We start from the raw sequence: 19392 nt of genomic DNA, 5'->3' as shown, positions 1-19392 counted from the left end.
CCCTACATCCTTAATTTTTCGTGTCATAGCGTAATTCTTAGATGCAATAGCTGTATTTAAATGAAAGAGGATTTTCTCAGCGTCAACGCTAGAAATACTAATACTTTCATCTGATACCTCTTGCTATAACAATTGATACACCTTAATCCTCAATGCCCGTGAATTTGTACATCTACCTTGTCGGCATATCTAACCGTTCCGCAAAATTATTATGGCAACGCTTGTGGGTTGTGGTTTTTAGTAGTAGTCTTTTGCTGCCTAACTTGATCAGCCAACCAGCACAAGCACAAGTTAACCAAGATTGTCAGTTATCAACCACGGCGGCGCAAACAAAGGAAAAATTACGTTTGTTGGCACTCAAAGGCGATCGCGATGCCCAAAGCCAATATCAAAAGCTAGTACGCCAACACGCCCAAGATGTACAAAAATGTCGCAATCGTACTTGGCCCAAAATTCAAGCTGTTTGGTTGCGTTTATATCCCTGTGACATTCAACCAGGGATAATTGACCAAATTATGGATCGGATGGTCAACCGCGGCTATAACCAAATCTATATAGAAACATTTTATGATGGGCAGGTATTATTGCCCGCATCTGATAATCCTACAGCTTGGCCTTCCGTACTCCGGACTCCAGGGACGGAAAAGATGGATTTACTTTCTGTAGCGATTCAAAAAGGGCGAGAAAGGGGACTCAAGGTTTATTCCTGGATGTTTACCATCAATTTTGGCTATACTTACGCCAAAAGAGCAGATCGAGAATCTGCGATCGCCCGTAATGGCAAGGGGCAAACTAGTTTATATGTTGTAGATAACGGTTCGCAGGTATTTATCGATCCCTACAATATGCAAGCCAAACGCGATTACTTCCAGATGGTACAGCAAGTACTACGCCGTCGCCCGGATGGTTTGCTATTTGATTATGTGCGTTATCCCAGACAAGCCGGTACGGATTCTATTGCCACAAAAGTCACGGATTTATGGCTATTTACCCCAGCTACTCAAGAAGCTTTATTTCGGCGGGCTTTGAATACTAAAGGGTTGGATTTGATGCGGCGGTTCTTGAGTAAGGGATATGTCACCGCCGGAGATATTGATGAAGTTGATAAACTGTATCCCCAACAAGGGGAACCGATGTGGCAAGGGCGCATTCCACCACCACAGGAAAAAGCACTGTTACCAGCAACTGACAGACAACCGACTTTGCAAGTTGAACTCTGGCAGTTAATGGTTGCCCATGCTATGCAAGGTATCTTAGATTTTGTCGCTTTAGCCAGTTACCCAGCACAGCAGCTAGGCATTCCCGCCGGAGTAGTGTTTTTCCCCGATGGCAACCAAATGGTGGGACAAGGCTATGATTCCCGCTTGCAACCTTGGGATAGATTTCCCAGTAACTTGCAATGGCACGCAATGGCTTATGCAACTTGTAGTGATGTTAGCTGCATTGCCGAGCAAGTGCAACGGGTGATTAGTGCTGCCAAACCGGGGACAAAAATTATTCCTGCCTTAGCAGGCGCATGGGGACAATCCACCAGTACTCGCCCATCCCTAGAAGCCCAAATGCAAGCCCTACGCAAGTATGCACCACAATTAGCAGGTGTTAGCCATTTTGCCTATTCTTGGCAATACCCAGAAAATGATAGCGATCGCAAATTCTGTCGCCTTCGTTAATCACGCTATGTCCGGGATTTTCTAAACTTCAATCAGAGTGTTTATAGACTCACATCCCCAATTTTCATATTCTTGACTAACTCTGATTTTGAATTTTCCTCTGCTTAGAGTGACAAATGACGGTTATTTAATCTCAAAACACACCGACTTTATCTGTTTTTTCCCAGGGTAAATCTATATCCATTCTTCCTACATGACCATAAACTGCAAGCTGGCGATAAAAACCGCCTGGATTAATTGTGGGTAAATGTCTTAAATTAAATTGTTTAATAATTCCTGCCAAGCGGAAATCAAAATGCTTTTCTAATAAATTAGTAATTTCTTCATCCGAAATTTTGCCTGTACCAAAGGTTTCTACTTGAATACTCACGGGACGAGACAAACCAATGGAATAACTGAGTTGTACTTCGCATTCATCTGCAAGTTTAGCGGCGACTATATTTTTGGCTGCATAACGGGCAATGTAAGCGCCGATTCTATCAATTCTAATTGGGTCTTTACCACTTAATGCTGAACCGCTATGTTTAGAATATTCACCATAAGTATCGATGGCATTTTTTCTGCCGGTTAAGCCTGAATGCACTGCTGGCCCGCCTTTAATAAACGGCCCATCAGGATTAATAAATATTCGGGTTTTGGCATCAGGGCGAATTTCTTCATTTTCAAACACAGGATTAATCACTGTTTCTTGAATATCATTTTGTAATTGTTGATAATCTGGTTTACCTGCTTTATTTTGACTGGCAATGACGGTAATACTATGGATTCGATAAGGACGGCGATCGCGGTATTCTACTCCTACTTGAGTTTTACCATCAGGTGTTAAATAGGGTAGAATATTTTTGTGTCGGACTTCACTTAATTGTCTGGCTAATTTATGCGCTAACCAAATTGGCAAGGGCATAAGTGTATAGGTTTGATTGCAGGCAAAGCCAAAGACTGTAACTTGATTTGTCACAGTAATTTTTTCAATCTCTTCATCAGATAAATTCTTTTCATCAAATAAGTGAGTTTGACTGGCTGGTAATTCTCGCAAGCTGGTCAAAATACTACATGTTTTACTATTAAATTGTTTTTGTTCATAACCAATTTGTTCGATTATTTGTCTGGCAATATTGGTAAAGTCTACGTTGGCATTTGGTTCAAATCGGGCAGCAATAAATAATATGCCTGTAGATGCGGCACATTCGGTAATGACTCTGGCGTAGGGATCTTGTTGTAAGAATCTGTCTACTATGGCATCGCTGATTTGATCGCACAATTTATCAGGATGTCCTTCGGTGACTGATTCTGATGTGAACATGAAGTCTTTTTTCATAAGATTTTACGAACCGCAGAGACGCAGAGGACGCAGAGTTTAAGTTAAATGTATTGCATTGTTATTTGGAGGAAGTGAGGGTAAGGAGCGATTTTGTGGCGGAATAGATTTTGTTGATTCACTTAATAATAAAGGCCACAATGCACTACCAATAATGACGGCGGTATCGATAAAGTTAATTGGGGTAATCTTTAAGAGGTTTCGCAAAGGTGGCAAGGCGATCGCTAAAATTTGAATAGCAAAGGAACCAACAATGGCAGTATTTAAATAACCATTGCGTGGGAGTTTTTCTCTACTAAATACGCTGTGATGTTCGGAACGACAGCTAATTGTATGCAGCAATTGGCTTGAGGTTAGGGTGAAAAAGGCAATTGTACTGGCTTGAGGGCTAAAACCATATCTGCGGATAGCGTAGGCGTAAGCGAGTAAGGTACTGACAGATAAACCAGCAGATTCAAAGACGATTCGCCCAAAGTCGGATTTTTTAATGATTGGTTCGTCGGGGTTGCGGGGTGGCTGACTCAAAACTTCTGGTTCTGGGGCTTCCATTGCTAAGGACAAACCGGGGAAGATGTCGGTAACTAAGTTTAGCCAGAGTAGTTGAATTGCATTTAAGGGTTCGCCAATACCTGCGGCGGTGGCTACTGTCATCACCATGATTTCGCTGAGGTTGGTGGCGAGGAGGAAATGTACAGATTTGCGGATGTTGTTGTAAATTGTCCTTCCCCGACTGACGGCGACAATCATTGTTTCGAGGCGGTCGTCTTCCAGGACAATATCTGCAACTTCTCTGGCGACATCTGTACCACCTTTACCCATAGCCACACCCACTTGGGCGGCTTTTAAGGCGGGTGCGTCGTTAATTCCATCGCCTGTCATGGCGACGACTTTACCAGCTGCTTGCAAGGCTTGGACTATTTGCAGTTTATTGCTGGGACTGATGCGGGCAAAGACATCTACTTTGTCGCTGAGGGCGGTTAAGGCTTCGGGGGTGAGATTATTGATGTTGCTGGAGTCGAGAATTTCTAACTGTTGTTCTTGACTTAATTCTAGTTCTTTGGCGATCGCATAAGCTGTGGGGCTTTGGTCTCCGGTAATCATCACAGTAGCAATTCCGGCTTGATGGAAGTCCCCAATCAGTTCTTTTGCACCTTTCCTAATGGGGTCAGCCATTCCGACTAAACCTAACCAAATCAAGTCTGTTTCATGGTTATTGTTGGTTTGTGACTGGTTAATCTGGTTATAAGCTATCCCTAAAACTCGTAATGCTTTCCCAGCCATACGATCATTTTCAATAGCGATCGCACTTTTATCGGCTGGGGTTAATTCTACAATTTGCCCATTTTTTACCCAAGTTTGGCACAGTTCCACAACTTCGGCGGGGCTACCTTTGACGGCGATAAACTCTTTACCATCGTGGGTTTGATGAATTGTACTCATCAAGTTGCGATTTTCTGACCGCAAGTTTGTCTGCACTAAGGGATATTTTTCTCTCAGGTCAATAATATCCACCCCAGAACTAATAGCCATATAAATCAAGGCGTTTTCTGTAGCGGAACCGATGACTTCATACTGACCATTTCTCTCGCGGCTGACTTGGCTTTCGTTGCAGAGAACTGAGACATGAATTAGTTTTAATAGTTCGTCGTTGCTGTAGGGGTTGATGGTTTTTTCCTTGGTGATAAATTCCCCGTCTGTAACTTTAATGTTATGGGTGTTGCTTTGAATTTCGACGACTGACATTTTATTTTCTGTCAGTGTACCGGTTTTATCCATGCAAATTGTCTGCACAGAACCCAAGGCTTCAACTGCACTCAAACTCCTTACTAGTACACGGTTACGGCGCATATCTCGGATACCAAGGGCGAGGGTGGTAGTCGCCACGGTGGGTAAGCCTTCGGGAACCGCAGCCACGGCTAGAGATATGGATGATTTCAACATCTGTACTAAACCATATCCCCGCCACACGCCCAAACCAAAGACCAGACCGCAAATACCCATACTGATTAAGACTAACTGGCTACCTACTTGGTCTAATTGTTTGGCGAGGGGAGTTTCCATTGCGGTGGCTTCGCCCACAAGTTGTTGGATGTTGCCCATTTCGGTATTCTGCCCTGTGGCGACTACAACAGCCAGCCCTTGACCACCTGTAACAAAAGTGCCTTTATAGGCCATGTTCAAGCGATCGCCTAATGGGATATCATCGCCTATCAGGGAATCATTGATTTTCGTGACAGGGAGACTTTCACCTGTTAAGGCAGATTCATCAACACTCAGGTTATCGGCTTCAATTAATCGTGCATCTGCGGCTACATAACTGCCGGGTTTGAGGGTTAAAACATCCCCTAAAACGACATTTTCTGTGGGGATTTCTCGCTGTTTGCCGTCTCTAATTACCCATGTTGATGGTTGGTCTCGATTTTTTAGGGAGTGAATGATTTTTTCTGATTGACTTTCGGTGGTGTAACCAATGGCAGCATTGAGAATTACTACACCTAAAATTACCGCCGCGTCAATTACTCCACCCGTGAATATCGATACCCCCGCCGCTACACCTAGTAATGCCACGGGTAGAGATTGAAATTGTTCAATAATAATGCTTAAATCAGAGCGTGTTTCTGTGTGTGCCAAGACATTAGCACCATATTTATGCAGATTGATACTGGCTAATTCACTGGATAACCCCCATGTTGGCGAGGTATTTAATTTGTGAACAACTTTATCGGACGGGATTAAATACCAGTCTTCTTGATTTTGCGGTTGATGATTATTAACTTTTTGTTTGTGAGTTTTTAAGTTTTTATCTTTTTTCTTGGTGGGAAGTAACTTACTCTTACCTGAGTAAGTTAATAAAACACTTTCGATAATAATCGCTATGTCTTTATAGCTTTTTTCTTGAGGAAAATAGACTAAAATTTTGCTAGTTAAAGGATTAGCATTCACAAACTTTATTTCTGGATAATTTAATAGCGATCGCTCCAGATAATTTTTGAGTGCTGCTGAATTGCGAAGTTCTTCTACTTTATATCTAGCTCTGCCTTTAACCTTTGTATGTACTGCTTGAATCACTGCAATTTTTGCCCCCGTATTTGCTCTTGCAAAACTGCAATTTTGATATATATCTCCATTAAAGAAATTATAAGGTATTTGACTGTATTACCGTTGATAGAAATATTAAGAGCTTCAAAGTCAATAACTCAATAATTTAGGCAGACTTGATTAATTTTTATTTGTGTTGATTGACGTTGAGTTTTCAGTATCATTAAGTTTTATGAAACTATCAAAGGCAAACCAGACTAATATGTACCAAGGTATATCTTCTAACTTAAAACCTTGTTTGATTAACTGAGTAAGTGCAAATAAACCCAACCCTAATGGTATTATTAACCGTAAATCAGCAGCACCGTTAGTCATTTTATAAACATCGGCATTAAAATCAGACATTATATTTAACAAATCTTTAGCGATCGCCGATTGACCATCTGTTAAATAAGTTTGAGAAATTGGCTGATTTCGATAATTTTGCTCTGTTTGTCGAGTGTGAACATTATCTGTTATTGCTGTAACCGCTTCTTGATAACTTTGTGATAGATTAATACCTTCTTTAATAGCTGTTTTGACTAAAGGTTGTTTGATAACCTCAGCCACAGGTACAATCATCGGGGAAAAAATAATTGCGCTCAACCCCTCAACAATTTCCGGTAAATTCACTTTTTCCCAATCAAAGTTAGACTCCATTATAAATATCTCCTCTACAAGCAACTCATCACTATAGAAGCGTAATCAAACTATTAACTGTTTCCATCATCCAAAAGTCACAGAGAGAATTTTAAATTTATATCTCAAGTATTAATTATGTTTGGACAATTTAGCTCCCCGACTTTTCAAATAAATCAGAATTATATTAGTCTATGCAACAAAATTCTGTCTTTAGGCTCAAGCCATAAATTAAGGTAAACGTTAAGAATAAAAAATAGATTGCACCAGGATTGAATATTGGTTGTAATCAAAAAACTATCCAAATAAATTAACAGAAAAATCTAAGATTATGACAGTTTCTACAAACAGCGATCGCCAAGTTCAACAACTGCAAGAATTAATCCAAGATATTAACTCTGGAATGTTGACCACAGTCAATGATGATGGTAGTCTGCACAGTTGTCCTATGTACTCAATCAATGAAATAGATGCAGAAGGGAGACTCTGGTTTTTTACCAGTGCTAACTCCCATAGGGTCAGTGAAATTGAACAGAATCAGCAGGTGAATGTGAGTTTTTCCTCTTGTGAACAGCAGCGTTACGTTTCCATTTCTGGTACAGCACAACTCCTCAAAGACCGTCAAAAAATGGCAGAATTATGGAAACCAGAATTAGAGACTTGGTTTTCTCAAGGCTTAGATCAGCCGGATTTAGCATTACTCCAAGTCAATATTAAACAAGCCGATTATTGGGATAGCAGTTCGAGTTATCATCCCCAAACCATAAAGTTTTCTTAACTATCACAGCTTTAAAATAGCGGGGTTGATATTTTATGCCATATCAACAAATTGATGAATTACCAGATTCAGTAAAAGACCATTTACCCAAACACGCCCAAGAAATATTCCGGGCTGCATTTAATAATGCGGAAACAGAATATGATGATGAAGAAAGTGCTTTTCGGGTTGCTTGGAGTGCAGTAAAGCGCGATTACGAAAAAGGCGAAGATGGACAGTGGCACAAAAAGCCAAATAACTAATGTGTGATCGATTCTACTATTGATCCAATTAACTGCCAAAAACCTATTTCTTTAGTTAGACGCTAACACAACTACTATAAAGATATTTTTCTTACTGGCAGTAGTAGTAAACTTCCGTCCTGGGAATATAAGCAAATCACAGTAAAACTCTTGATTATTCAAGATGAGTAGCTGAAAGTTTGCCATATTCCCAGGTTATTTCTTATGGGAAAATCGTCTGGAATTGCGATCGCATCATCCAATACGCAAAAATTCTCTCCAACGCTGATAACTTCGTCTCTATGCTGATAAAGCCCAAGCACTGCGTCAGGCGATGCTAACAACCATGAAAACTTATCTCAGTCCTGTTGATTGAGTGGTTTTTACTTTGATTGGAGAGTATTGAATTCTTAAAATTTATCTCTGTATTGGCTAAGAATAGCCACTTACGTAATAAATTACAAACAGGACTTACGCAAAAATAACGTAACTCCGTCATTACGAGCGATAGCGAAATAATCCCCCTGATATTGAGATTGCTTTTCTACACTCGGTTCCGGCCGCAATGACAATATTGGCGTTGCGTAAGTCATAACAAAATATTTATATGTAAAAGCACATGTCTTATCGCACTATTGGCTTAACTGCACTTACTACACTGATATTAGCTGTTGGATTTATCCCTGCAAATTCTTTCATCTTGCAATCAACGCAGGTATTGGCACAAACTCAAAACAGTCAAGAAGTAGAAGCCGACAAATTTTTCAAACAAGGTGTGGAATATTTAAACAATCAAAAAGTTGCTGAAGCTAGACAGTCTTTTGAAAAAGCATTGACACTTTATCAAGCAGCAAAAAAGCCGCAAAGTGAATCTGCAATGCTGCTATTGTTGGGAATTACTTACGGTAAAGAAACTAACTATGATACCGCGATTAATTACTATCAACGCGCTTTAAAAATTGTCCAGCAATTGCCAAAACGAGAAAATGAATATGCCATTATCCGTTTATTAGGCGATACTTATCAACAAGCCAAAAACTATCCCCAAGCCATTACATATTATCAACAAGCCTTGGTGTTGGCTAGAAAAAATAAAGATACAAAAAATGAAAAAGAATTACTAGGTAATTTAGGAATTGGTCATATTTTAGTCAAAAATTATGCCGCAGCTATTGAAGTATCTCAGCAAGGTTTAGCACTAGTCAAAAATTTACAAGATAAACCAGGTGCAATGTTTTTTCTAGAAAAATTAGGTGAAGCTCACTATCACTTAAAACAATATGATAAATCTTTAGAATATGTCCAACAGAGTTTAAACATTGCCCGTGAGATCAATGATAAAGAAACAGAGTCGAGATTAACTAATATTCTTGGCATTCTTAGTTATGAAAGAGATCAAAACCAAAAACGTTAATTGATAAGCTGCTGCACATTCAATTTGCATAATATGGGCAATATATCCATCCCCATCAGAATTTAATTTAGATATGCAAACTAAATGTTTTTTAGCTGATTACAATAGTAATTCTAAATAACAAGCACTCTCCCTTATCTTCCTTCTCTATCTATTTTGTTCATATATCAAATACTAGATAAAAATATGAGCAATTTCCACAACGGGCTACGCCTACACAAAATAAATTTAACCGCATTTTTCACAGCTATTTTGACTATTTATCTTACCCCGGTAAACTTGCCTTTACTATTTTTTAGTTCACCAGTATTAGCACAAACATCTAATAACCAAGCACAACAAGCAAATACATTAATTAGACAAGCGGTTGCACTTTTAGGTAACAAACAAATCACTCCAGCAAGGCAAACTTTACAACAGGCTTTAAGTATTTATCAACAAATTAATGATCGTCAAGGTGAGTCTGTTGCTTTGGTATTTTTAGGAATTAGTTATGAACAGGAAAATAACTATAAAACAGCAATTGATTATTATGAAAAATCTTGGCAGATAATCCAAAAATTACCTAAACGCCCCAATGCAGGCGAAATTTTAGTTAAGTTAGCTAATGCTCACCGCCTACAAAAAAAACTACAATCAAGCGATACAATATTATCAACAATATTTAGCCCTAGACCAGCAAAACCAAGATAGTCAAAATCGCATAGCCGCCCTCGGAAATTTAGGGAGAACTTACGCCGCCCTGAATAATTTACCACAAGCTCTTGATTATTACCAACAAGCTTTAGCACTTTCGAGAGCTACTAATAACCGACAAAGTGAGTTAATATCGCTGTTAAATCTAGGTGAGACTTATCTTAATTTAGAAAACTATGCTGCTGCTATTGAAGTTTCTCAAAAAGGCTTAGTCATTGCTAAAGAATTAACTAATAGTACAGCAGTTATAGATTTTCTACGACATATCAGCAGTGCTTATTATTTTATTGCTGATTATAATCAAGCGATTCAATACAATCAGCAGAGCTTAGAAATTGCTCGAATAATTCAAGATAAAGATAGTGAACGTCAAACACTCAACTCTCTTGGCAATATTTACTATTACCTCAACGATTATGATAAAGCGATTCATTACTATGAGCAAGTTTTGTCTATTGCGCGTTCCCAATCTAACCGTAGATCCGAGGGATTAGCATTAGGAAATATTGGACTAGCATATATTAATAAAGGTGAGGCGGCAAAGGCAATAGATTATTTAGAAAAAGATTTGGCAGTATCTAGAACAGTAGGCGATCGCCTCAACGAAAGTCAAACTTTAGGCTACTTGGGCAGTGCTTATCTGCAAGTGAACAATTATAGTAAGTCTGTAGAATATTATCAGCAAGCTTTGGTAGCTACGAGAGAGGCGAAATATACTAGAGGGGAAGGAATTACACTCTATAATTTAAGTATTCCTTTGATAGAGTTAGGCAAACTCCAAGAAGCAGAAAAAGCTTTATACTCTTCCATTGAAATCTGGGAATCACTGCGCGAAAGATTAGGACAAAATGATAGTTATAAAATATCATTTTTTGAGCAGCCAATTCAAGCTTATCAATTATTACAAAGAGTTTTAATTGCCCAAGATAAAACGAATGAAGCTCTAGAAGTTTCGGAACGAGGTAGAGCAAGAGCGTTTATAGATTTATTATCTTCCCGCCAGCCTAGAAATAGAACTCGCGGTAATGCACCACAATTACCAACAGTAGCAAAACCAACATTATCCCTTCTTAAACAAATCGCTAAACAGCAAAATGCTACTCTCGTTCAATACTCGATTGATTCTAAAACCATCTTTAACTTAGGAGGTTCAGGAAAAGTCGGAAATATTGACCAGGCAATATATATTTGGGTAGTAAAACCCACAGGTGAAATTAGCTTTCGCATAACTGACCTCAGACCCTTACAAGAAAAAGATAAAACTTCTCTTGCAGAATTAGTGACAGTGAGTCGTCAATCAATTGGTGTTAGAGGACGCGGCGGAATTCAAGTTACGGCTAACCCAAATGTCACCAAGGCAAAAAACTCTTTTAGACAATTACATGACTTATTAATTAAACCCATCGCCGACATTTTACCTAACAAAGAAAGCGAAAAAGTGATTTTTATTCCTCAAGAATCTTTGTTTTTAGTTCCCTTCTCGGCACTGCAAGATGAACAAGGCAAATACTTAATTCAAAAGCATACAATTCTCACCGCGCCATCAATTCAAGTCTTAGATTTAACTCGTAAACAAAAGTTAGGGCATCAAAATTCGAGCCAAGGAGAAGTTTTAATCGTGGGTAATCCCACAATGCCAAAAGTAGCTTTAGAACCTGGTAAACCATTGGTACAATTACCAGCGTTACCAGGTGCAGAAAAAGAAGCAAAAGAAATTGCACCGTTGTTCAAAACTAAAGCAATTACTGGTAGCCAAGCGACAAAAGCTGCCATTCTACAGCAAATTTCAAAAGCGCGAATTGTGCATTTAGCAACCCACGGCCTATTAGATGATAACCAAGGATTAGGAAGCGCCATAGCCCTCGCACCCTCCGGTAAAGATAACGGTTTATTGACAGCAGAAGAAATCCTCAATTTAAAATTAAATGCAGACTTAGTAGTTTTAAGTGCTTGCGACACCGGACGCGGGAGAGTAACAGGTGATGGTGTAATTGGTTTATCTCGTTCTTTAATTAGTGCTGGTGTTCCAAGCGTCATAGTTTCTTTATGGGCAGTTGATGATAACTCGACATCGTTTTTAATGACCGAATTTTATAAAAATCTCCAACAAAAACAAGATAAAGCCACTGCATTACGCCAAGCCATGTTAACAACAATGAAGCAAGATAAATATCAAAATCCCTTACATTGGGCTGCTTTTAGTTTAATTGGTGAAGCTGAGTAGATTTTGAAAATTTACGCCTCGTGTGATTTATAACAAATTATGTCTAATATCAAACGCCGCCATTTTCTGCAATTTTCTGCTGCTACCTTCGCCGCATTGGGTTTAAGCCAATGGGATATTATGCAGCAGGGTAATAATCTGGGTAAAGTTTTGGCACAAAATACAGGTCGTAAACTAGCTTTATTAGTAGGCATTAATGAGTATTCTGAAGATGATGGTTTGTCGCCTCTGTTTGGTTGTGTTACTGATGTCAGACTACAGCAAGAATTATTAATTCATCGTTTTGGCTTTAAACCCCAAGATATTCTCACCCTGACTGACAAACAAGCCACTCGTCAAGGCATCCTGACAGCATTTGAAGAACATTTAATTAAACAAGCCAAGCCCAGTGATGTAGTATTATTTCACTTTTCTGGACATGGTACACGAGTCAAAGATCCAGATAGTGATGCACCCGATGGACTGAATAGTACATTTATTCCGATAGATGGCAAATTACCACCTAACGGACGCGGTTCGGTAAATCATATTATGGGACACACATTGTTTTTGTTGATGTCTGCATTAAAAACTGAGAATGTGACTGTTGTACTAGACAGTTGTCATTCTGGTGGTGGTAAACGGGGAAATTTGCGCGTTCGTTCGGTGAATGGTGGTACATCACTACAACCCAGTCCAGAAGAATTGGAATATCAACGCCAATGGCTGAAGCGCCTGGGACTTTCACCGCAAGAATTTATCCAAAAACGCAGACAAGCGGTGGCGAAGGGAGTTGTGATTGCTAGTGCTAGAAGTGATCAGTTTGCGGCTGATGCACCGTTTGAGGGCTTTCATGCTGGGGCGTTTACTTATTTGTTGACACAGTATCTTTGGCAACAAACTGGTAATGAATCTGTAAATAGTGCGATCGCAAATATTGGACGCAGTACTAAAATATTAGCGAGGGAAAATGGTAATCTCCAAGACCCAGAGTTTGAATTAAATCTTAGCCGCAACAAAAACAACCCACCGATTTATTTTATTCCGATTCAAGCTGTGCCGGCTGAAGCTGTTGTGACTCAAGTTAAGGGTAATCAAGTTCAATTGTGGTTGGGTGGTATAGATCCACAAAGCTTAGAAGCCTTCACAGATAATCCCTTATTTTCCGTTGTCAATCCTCAAGGTGATGAAGTTGCTTTAATCAAATTAGAATCCCGTCAAGGATTAATTGGTAAAGGTACATTAGTCAATACAGGTACACGCCAACCTTTAAAATTAAAGCCAGGAGCTTTATTACAAGAACGGATTCGCAGTATTCCCAATAATCCTACTTTAAAAATAGGTATTGATGAATCTCTCAATAATAATAATGCCCAGCAAGCAATCAAAGCTCTCAAATCCTTGAAGCGTGTTGAACCGCAACTTTTAGGGAAACAAGCAGTACAGTATATTCTAGGGCAGATGACTCAGCCTAAATATCAAGAATTACAAAAAAAAGGCATTTCTCAGTTACCAGAAGTTGGTAGTTTTGGTATATTTCTCCCTAGTCAAGATGAAATTATTCCTAAGTCTTTTGGTCAAGCTGGTGAATCTGTTACTGAAGCTGTAAAACGTTTACAGCCGAAGTTCAAATCATTACTGGCTGCCAGAGTAGTTAAGCAAATTTTGGGTAACATTAATTCATCCCGCATTAACGTTGCTGTTTCGATGAATGTGGCTGATAGCAATGAACTACTAGCAGAATCTTTCCCAGTTCGCGGATCTATCTCGAAACAGCCAAAACCACCAAAAGCTGCTATTAAATTGTCTAATTCCGGCTTGACTCAACTTGCTGTCGGCACCAAAATTGCTTTTAAAATTCAAAATAATGAAAATCAACCAATTTATGTCAGCATTTTAGTAATTGATGCGGAAGGAGAAATGACGGTTATATTCCCTAATAATTGGTCTGCCACCCAAAATGCGGCTTTAGTAGAAGCACAAAAAACAAAACTCATTCCCCAAACAGATGATGAGTTTATCTTAGCTGTTGATAGACCTTTAGGAATTTCAGAAGCGTTAATTATTGCTAGTACAACACCCCTAAGAAATTCACTTTTAGCCTTGCAAAAAATTGCTAGTTTAAGAAATGTCGCTAATCGTAGTACTCCTATTGCTGTAACCGATGAAATTTTAGATGTAACCAACAATATATTAGATGATTTAGATGCAGGCACTCGTGGCGGTATTTCTGCACAGCAAGTACAATTACCATCAGGAGTGCGTGGTATTGATAGTAAAAAATTAGCCGCAATGTCTATTTCTTTTGAGGTTGTTGATTCTAAAAATAACTAATAAGCTGTTATACATTTAACTTGATGTAAACTCAACAAGTCTGTTTTTACCTCTACCCTAACCCCTCTTCGAGGCGTAGAAGAGAAAAAAATGTTGTACGTTTTTAACGAAAAATTAGATATTTTAAATATGCAACCTAGTACAGTTCGGTGTAAATAAACAGACCATAAGAAATTGCTAAAAGGCTTGTTTTATTGTTATTCTTTCTTTTTACTTTTGCCTTTTTACTTTTGCCTTATTGTACTAGATACGCCAAACAAACTATTCAGATTCACCAATTAAGGTAAATGCAGCCCAATTTTTTGGGAGAGGATATTTCTGCATTGTTGTCAGCATAGCTTGGCGTAATGCGCTGACTTTATCTTGTTTTTGTTGGAGATTTTTATAAAATTCGGTCATTAAAAACGATGTCGAGTTATCATCAACTGCCCATAAAGAAACGATAACACTAGGAACACCTGCGCTAATTAAAGAACGAGATAAGCCAATAACACCATCACCAGTTACTCTCCCACGTCCGGTATCGCAAGCACTTAAAACAACCAAGTCTGCATTTAATTTTAAATTGAGAATTTCTTCAGCAGTAAGCAACCCGTTATCCTTATCGGAAGGTGCTAATGCTATGGCACTTCCCAATCCCCGGTTATCATCAAGTAAACCGTGAGTAGCAAAGTGAATAATTCTTGCTTGCGAAATCTTCTCTAAAATAGTTGTTTTGCTGGCTTCTTTACCTATCAGTGCTTGAGTTTTGAATATTGCAGCAACATTTTTAGCTTCCTGTTCTGCACCTGGTAAGGATGGTAATTGTTCCAACGATTTGCCAAATTCTAAGGCTAATTTTGGCATTGTCGGATTACCCACTACTAAAATTTCCTCTTTACTCAATTCCTGACTTGCCAACTTTTGTTTGCGGGTTAAATCTAAAACCTGAATTGATGGTGCAGTTAGAATTGTATGTTTTTCAATTAAGTATTTGCCTTGTTTATCTTGTAATGCAGGAAAGGGAACAAGGAACAGAGAAGCTTGAGGGATGAAGATAACTTTTTCGCTTTCTTTTGTGGGGAGAAATTCGGCAATAGGTTTGATTAGTAGTTCATGTAGTCTTCGGAATCTTTGTTTTGTTTTCAAAGTATCAGGATTTTGACTGATAATAATACCACGCCCTCTGACACCAATAGATTGACGACTCATGGTAACTAATTGAGAAAGAGTCGTATTTTCTTTCTGCCACAGAGGCTTGATATCCACTTTTTGGAAAGTACCTTTACCTGTGGGTTTGATTACCCAAATGTAGAGTTCTGATTCCTTAGTTTGTTGTTTACCCTGAATCTTAAACTCATCATAAATAATTGAATATTCAACAAGTGTTGCGTTTTGCTGTTGAGCAACTTCTTGCACGTTCGGTAATTGAGTTCCTAAATCTTGGGTAATACTATCATTAGTTTTAGTAGATAAACGTGTATTTAGTAAATCAACAAATGCTCTTGCACGACCTTTTTCAGCAGTTTCTAGAGCATTATCATAATTTTGCTGCTCAATGAAAACTTGTTGTAATATTTGATAAGCATCAGCTTGTGTTTCAAAAACAGATATTTTATTGATATCTGTTAAATTTTTTTCTGACATCTTCCCATGTATCAATTGCATAATATAGTGCTTTGACCGCTTCATCAAGATTGCCAGATTTACGATAAGCATTGCCTAGCTTGGTTAAAATTTCACCTCTCTCTTGATAACCATTCTGCTCTGATACAGTTCTTTTTAAGAAAATTTCTGAACTTCTTTCTAAATAATCAATTGCTTTTGAATAATTAGTTTCTTGAAGATGAAGATTTCCTATATTACCCAAAGCAGTTGCCTCCATATAAGAGTTTTGAGTTTCTCTTGCTATTTTTAAGGATTGCTGATATTTCTCAAGAGCTTTAGCGTAATCACCCGCTAAAAAATAAGCCTTACCTAAATTACTCAATAGCCATAATTCTCGATTAGTCAAATTATCTAATATAAAAAATTCTGTATTATCATCTTTAATTTCTTTGTTAAATACTAGGCTTTGATTCAAAAAATCAATAGCTTTAGCTGATTCAACCATTTTGATATAAACCAGCCCTAAAAATCCCAAACTCCAACTTTCGTTGTAACGGTCTTTAGCTTTTCTAGCAATAGCTAAACTCTTTTGAAAATAGTCAATAGCAGTAGGAAAGTTACCTAAGTCAATATAGGACATCCCTAAATATCTTAGAGTCTTACTTTCTCCGTAGGAGTCTTTGATTTTTATATATAGATTTAGAGATTTTTGCCAACTTTCTAATGTTGTTTCAAAATCTAAATTTTGATACGAGTTCAATCCTTCTCCATTTATTCGTTCAGCTTCAGCTTTAAGAAACGCAGTAGTCTTGGTTAATGCTTGTGATGTTCTTAATGGTGGGAGTAAATTAGCTGGTAAAGGTGTGGGAAGTTTTTTGATTAAATCTAGATATTCTTGTTTGTATTTAATTGCTGTTTCATAATCACCTAAAGTTAAATAAGATTTATACAAATTCATCAAGGCAGATACTTGTCCTTGGTAATCATTTATTTCTTTGGCGATCGCTAGAGATTTTTCGTAAGATTCAATCGCTTTTTTATCAAAGATAATTGCATGTTTCCAAATCAAATAAGTATAATAAAAATAAAAGTCTCCCAAATTTTCTAAATTCCATAATTCACCTTGACGATATTTGATTTCTTTCGCTATATCTAAACTTTTTGTATAGTATTCAAGGGCTTTTTGATAGTCTCTAAATAAATAATAAGAATGAGTAAAGCCTAAATAGCCTAAAGCCAAGCTTTCGCCTTGACGGTCTTTAATTTCTTGGGCAATAAGTAAAGATTTTTGAAGATAATCAATAGCTTTATTGTAATTATATAAATAGCTGTAAGCAATTCCTATATTTCCTAAAATTCTCCCTTCGCTTTGACGGTCTTTATTTTTTCGATACAGAGACAATGCTTGTTCCCAAGATTGTAATGCTGCTGAAAATTGAATGTTATCAAACTGTTCAATACCTTTGAGCCAGAGTTTATCTGCTTCAGCTTGATGATTTGTAAATGTTTGCGCTAAAACCTGTTTTGTAAAGAGAAATTTGTAGGAATTATTTGCAAATGTCGGTGCAATTGTTACTAGAAAAGTATTGAAAGCTATTAAAATAATTTTGCTTTTGCGTATGTAGATATCACTCATAATTCTCATCCTAATTTCAAATTACAACAAGCCAATTAAAGTAAAAGCTGCCCAATCTCTGGGGTTTGGGTATTTTTTCTTAGTTTCTAGCATCGCATAACGCAAGGCTGCTGCTTTATCTGGTTTTTCATGGAGTTTTTGATAAAATTTTGTCATTAAAAATGCGGTTGGTTGATCTGATATATCCCATAAAGAAGCAATCACACTGGAAACTCCCGCCGACAAGAAAGAACGTGATAAGCCAATAACACCATCATTTGTGATTTTCCCGATTGCCGTATCGTTGGCACTTAAGACAACTAAATCTGCTGTTAATTTTAATTTTTGAATTTCTGCGGGTGTGAGTAAGCCGTCATCTTGAGTGGAGGGTGTGAAAGCTAAACCTTGCTGATTATTGAGATATGCTTTTGTTGCTAAATGAATAATTTTGGCTTGCGGCATTCGTTGTACAACTGCGGTTTCGGTTGCGGCATTACCTATGAGTGGTTGGGTGTTAAATAACTGCGCGATCGCTTTTGCTTCTTGTTCTGCACCTAGTAGCTGAAGCGGTTCTCTTCGATCAGATTGTATTATAGGATTACCCACTACTAAAATATCTCGATTGACATTTTTAATATTGTTTTTTTTCGCTGATAAAGTAAATTTAAGGCTTGAATAGAAGGTGCAGTGGCAATTGCATATTGCTCAATTAAATATTTACCTTTTGTATCTTGTAAGGCGGCAAAAGGTACAAGAAATAATTCGCCTTGGGAAATAAAAACAACATCTGTATTTTGTTGCTGTGGTAATAATTTTTTAATAGGTTTAATTAATAATTCATATAGTTTTTGGAAGTCATCTTTAAGTTGATTACGCTTGAGATAATTATAATTACCTCTCACCCCAATAGACAAACGACTGCGAGCAATTAAATCAGCTAGGGATGTGTTTTGTTTTTGCCACAATGATTTAATATCAACTTTACGAAAGGCTATATCTCCTGTTGGTTGAATTACCCAAATATAGAGTTCTGATTCTCTAGTTTGTTTTTTGCCAGCAATCGTAAATTCATCATTAATAATTGAATACTGCACAAGGGTGGCATTTTGTTGTTTAGCAACTTGCTGAATCTGTTCAGTAGCAGAATTAACAGCGATCGCATCCACATTCAGCACATAGCCCTCAGACTGAAGTCTGGGGCTATACAAACTAAACCCCTTCGGGTTCGGGGGGTCGCAATCGACGGGAACCGCCAAGACTGCGACCCCCTCACCTCCTGCGCGGGTTTTAAGATAATCAGTATAGGCGGACTTTGTTTGTGTAGCTGTGATTGCCAATGGCCTAGTGTTTCTTTCAAAAATGGATGCAGTCTTGACTGCTAATGTAAATATACGATCGCCTAATATATTTACTGGGAATTGCTCTGCATTTATAGTTTGGGCTACAACCTGATCTTTGAAGAAAATATTGATATTATTCAAAGATGCGATCGCCATCATAATTAGGCAAATTGATTGTGTGAAGTAACTCGGCATTTTATCTTTCTCAGTATTTTTATATATAAAATACATTCCTCATCCGCTACAGGATATGTAAATTAACGATTAATCGACAAAAGTTAATTTAGCTACACTTTTTCAGACTCTGTTAGTATACTGTTAATACCAACTTTACTGGTATAGATCCAAGATCATCTAATTTTTACAGATATAGCAGGCGAAGCAGATGTTAGGACTATGTTTATGTTTGAAAAACCTGAGAATACCGGATTCCTACTCAGCACTTCGCTATAGTTAGCATCGTCCCACGATGCCGCATACCTGTATCTGTGCTTACTTT

The 19392-nt window shown here is 38.0% G+C and carries 14 protein-coding genes; 7 read left to right on the top strand and 7 right to left on the bottom strand.

Annotated elements, in window-relative coordinates; translation table 11 throughout:
- Positions 1-152 precede the first annotated feature (152 nt).
- On the top strand, positions 153-1670 hold the full coding sequence (locus tag ACX27_RS05520) for a family 10 glycosylhydrolase (protein ID WP_062289469.1): 1518 nt from the start codon (positions 153-155) through the stop codon (positions 1668-1670).
- Between the two features lie 133 nt (positions 1671-1803).
- On the opposite strand, the gene metK is transcribed toward ACX27_RS05520, so the two are convergent.
- From metK to ACX27_RS05505, 3 genes are all read right to left on the bottom strand, one after another.
- Positions 1804-2988: a methionine adenosyltransferase gene (gene metK, locus ACX27_RS05515; RefSeq protein WP_062289466.1), complete on the bottom strand. Its 1185-nt coding sequence runs from the start codon at positions 2986-2988 to the stop codon at positions 1804-1806.
- A gap of 39 nt (positions 2989-3027) precedes the next feature.
- Positions 3028-6057: a cation-translocating P-type ATPase gene (locus ACX27_RS05510; RefSeq protein ID WP_062289463.1), complete on the bottom strand. Its 3030-nt coding sequence runs from the start codon at positions 6055-6057 to the stop codon at positions 3028-3030.
- A gap of 150 nt (positions 6058-6207) precedes the next feature.
- The gene (locus ACX27_RS05505) at positions 6208-6726 is read right to left on the bottom strand and encodes a hypothetical protein (RefSeq protein ID WP_062289461.1); all 519 of its coding nucleotides are present in this window, start codon (positions 6724-6726) and stop codon (positions 6208-6210) included.
- A 310-nt stretch (positions 6727-7036) separates the two neighbouring features.
- Here ACX27_RS05505 and ACX27_RS05500 point away from each other — a divergent pair, with 310 nt between their 5' ends.
- From ACX27_RS05500 to ACX27_RS05475, 6 genes are all read left to right on the top strand, one after another.
- On the top strand, positions 7037-7483 hold the full coding sequence (locus tag ACX27_RS05500) for a pyridoxamine 5'-phosphate oxidase family protein (protein ID WP_062289457.1): 447 nt from the start codon (positions 7037-7039) through the stop codon (positions 7481-7483).
- Positions 7484-7518: 35 nt separating this feature from the next.
- Positions 7519-7725, top strand: a complete 207-nt coding sequence (locus ACX27_RS05495; protein ID WP_062289454.1) for a ChaB family protein — start codon at positions 7519-7521, stop codon at positions 7723-7725.
- A 598-nt stretch (positions 7726-8323) separates the two neighbouring features.
- The gene (locus ACX27_RS05490) at positions 8324-9118 is read left to right on the top strand and encodes a tetratricopeptide repeat protein (protein WP_062289451.1); all 795 of its coding nucleotides are present in this window, start codon (positions 8324-8326) and stop codon (positions 9116-9118) included.
- A 186-nt stretch (positions 9119-9304) separates the two neighbouring features.
- Positions 9305-9811, top strand: a complete 507-nt coding sequence (locus ACX27_RS33385; RefSeq protein ID WP_062289448.1) for a tetratricopeptide repeat protein — start codon at positions 9305-9307, stop codon at positions 9809-9811.
- Positions 9726-12038: a CHAT domain-containing protein gene (locus tag ACX27_RS05480; RefSeq protein ID WP_062289445.1), complete on the top strand. Its 2313-nt coding sequence runs from the start codon at positions 9726-9728 to the stop codon at positions 12036-12038. Before ACX27_RS33385 ends, ACX27_RS05480 begins: the two co-directional genes overlap by 86 nt.
- 39 nt (positions 12039-12077) lie before the next feature.
- Positions 12078-14351 (top strand): caspase family protein, encoded by a 2274-nt coding sequence (locus ACX27_RS05475; RefSeq protein WP_062289443.1) that lies wholly within the window; start codon positions 12078-12080, stop codon positions 14349-14351.
- A gap of 261 nt (positions 14352-14612) precedes the next feature.
- Here ACX27_RS05475 and ACX27_RS05470 read toward each other — a convergent pair whose 3' ends face one another.
- From ACX27_RS05470 to ACX27_RS34600, 4 genes are read right to left on the bottom strand one after another with little or no spacing between them, the layout of a single operon-like run.
- Positions 14613-15977, bottom strand: coding sequence for a CHAT domain-containing protein (locus tag ACX27_RS05470; RefSeq protein WP_062289438.1), 1365 nt, complete (start codon positions 15975-15977; stop codon positions 14613-14615).
- Complete coding sequence (locus ACX27_RS05465) at positions 15946-17574, bottom strand: tetratricopeptide repeat protein (RefSeq protein ID WP_062289435.1); 1629 nt, start codon at positions 17572-17574, stop codon at positions 15946-15948. The genes ACX27_RS05470 and ACX27_RS05465 overlap by 32 nt, the downstream gene beginning before the upstream one ends.
- Before the next feature lie 21 nt (positions 17575-17595).
- Positions 17596-18159: a CHAT domain-containing protein gene (locus ACX27_RS34605; protein ID WP_062289433.1), complete on the bottom strand. Its 564-nt coding sequence runs from the start codon at positions 18157-18159 to the stop codon at positions 17596-17598.
- 2 nt (positions 18160-18161) lie between these two features.
- Positions 18162-19088, bottom strand: a complete 927-nt coding sequence (locus ACX27_RS34600) for a CHAT domain-containing protein (RefSeq protein ID WP_250635692.1) — start codon at positions 19086-19088, stop codon at positions 18162-18164.
- Between the last annotated feature and the right edge of the window lie 304 nt (positions 19089-19392).

Source organism: Nostoc piscinale CENA21, assembly GCF_001298445.1.
GTDB classification, from domain to species: domain Bacteria; phylum Cyanobacteriota; class Cyanobacteriia; order Cyanobacteriales; family Nostocaceae; genus Nostoc_B; species Nostoc_B piscinale_A.
Note: the sequence above shows the minus strand (reverse complement) of the source record. Positions and strands in the feature narration are given on the sequence as shown.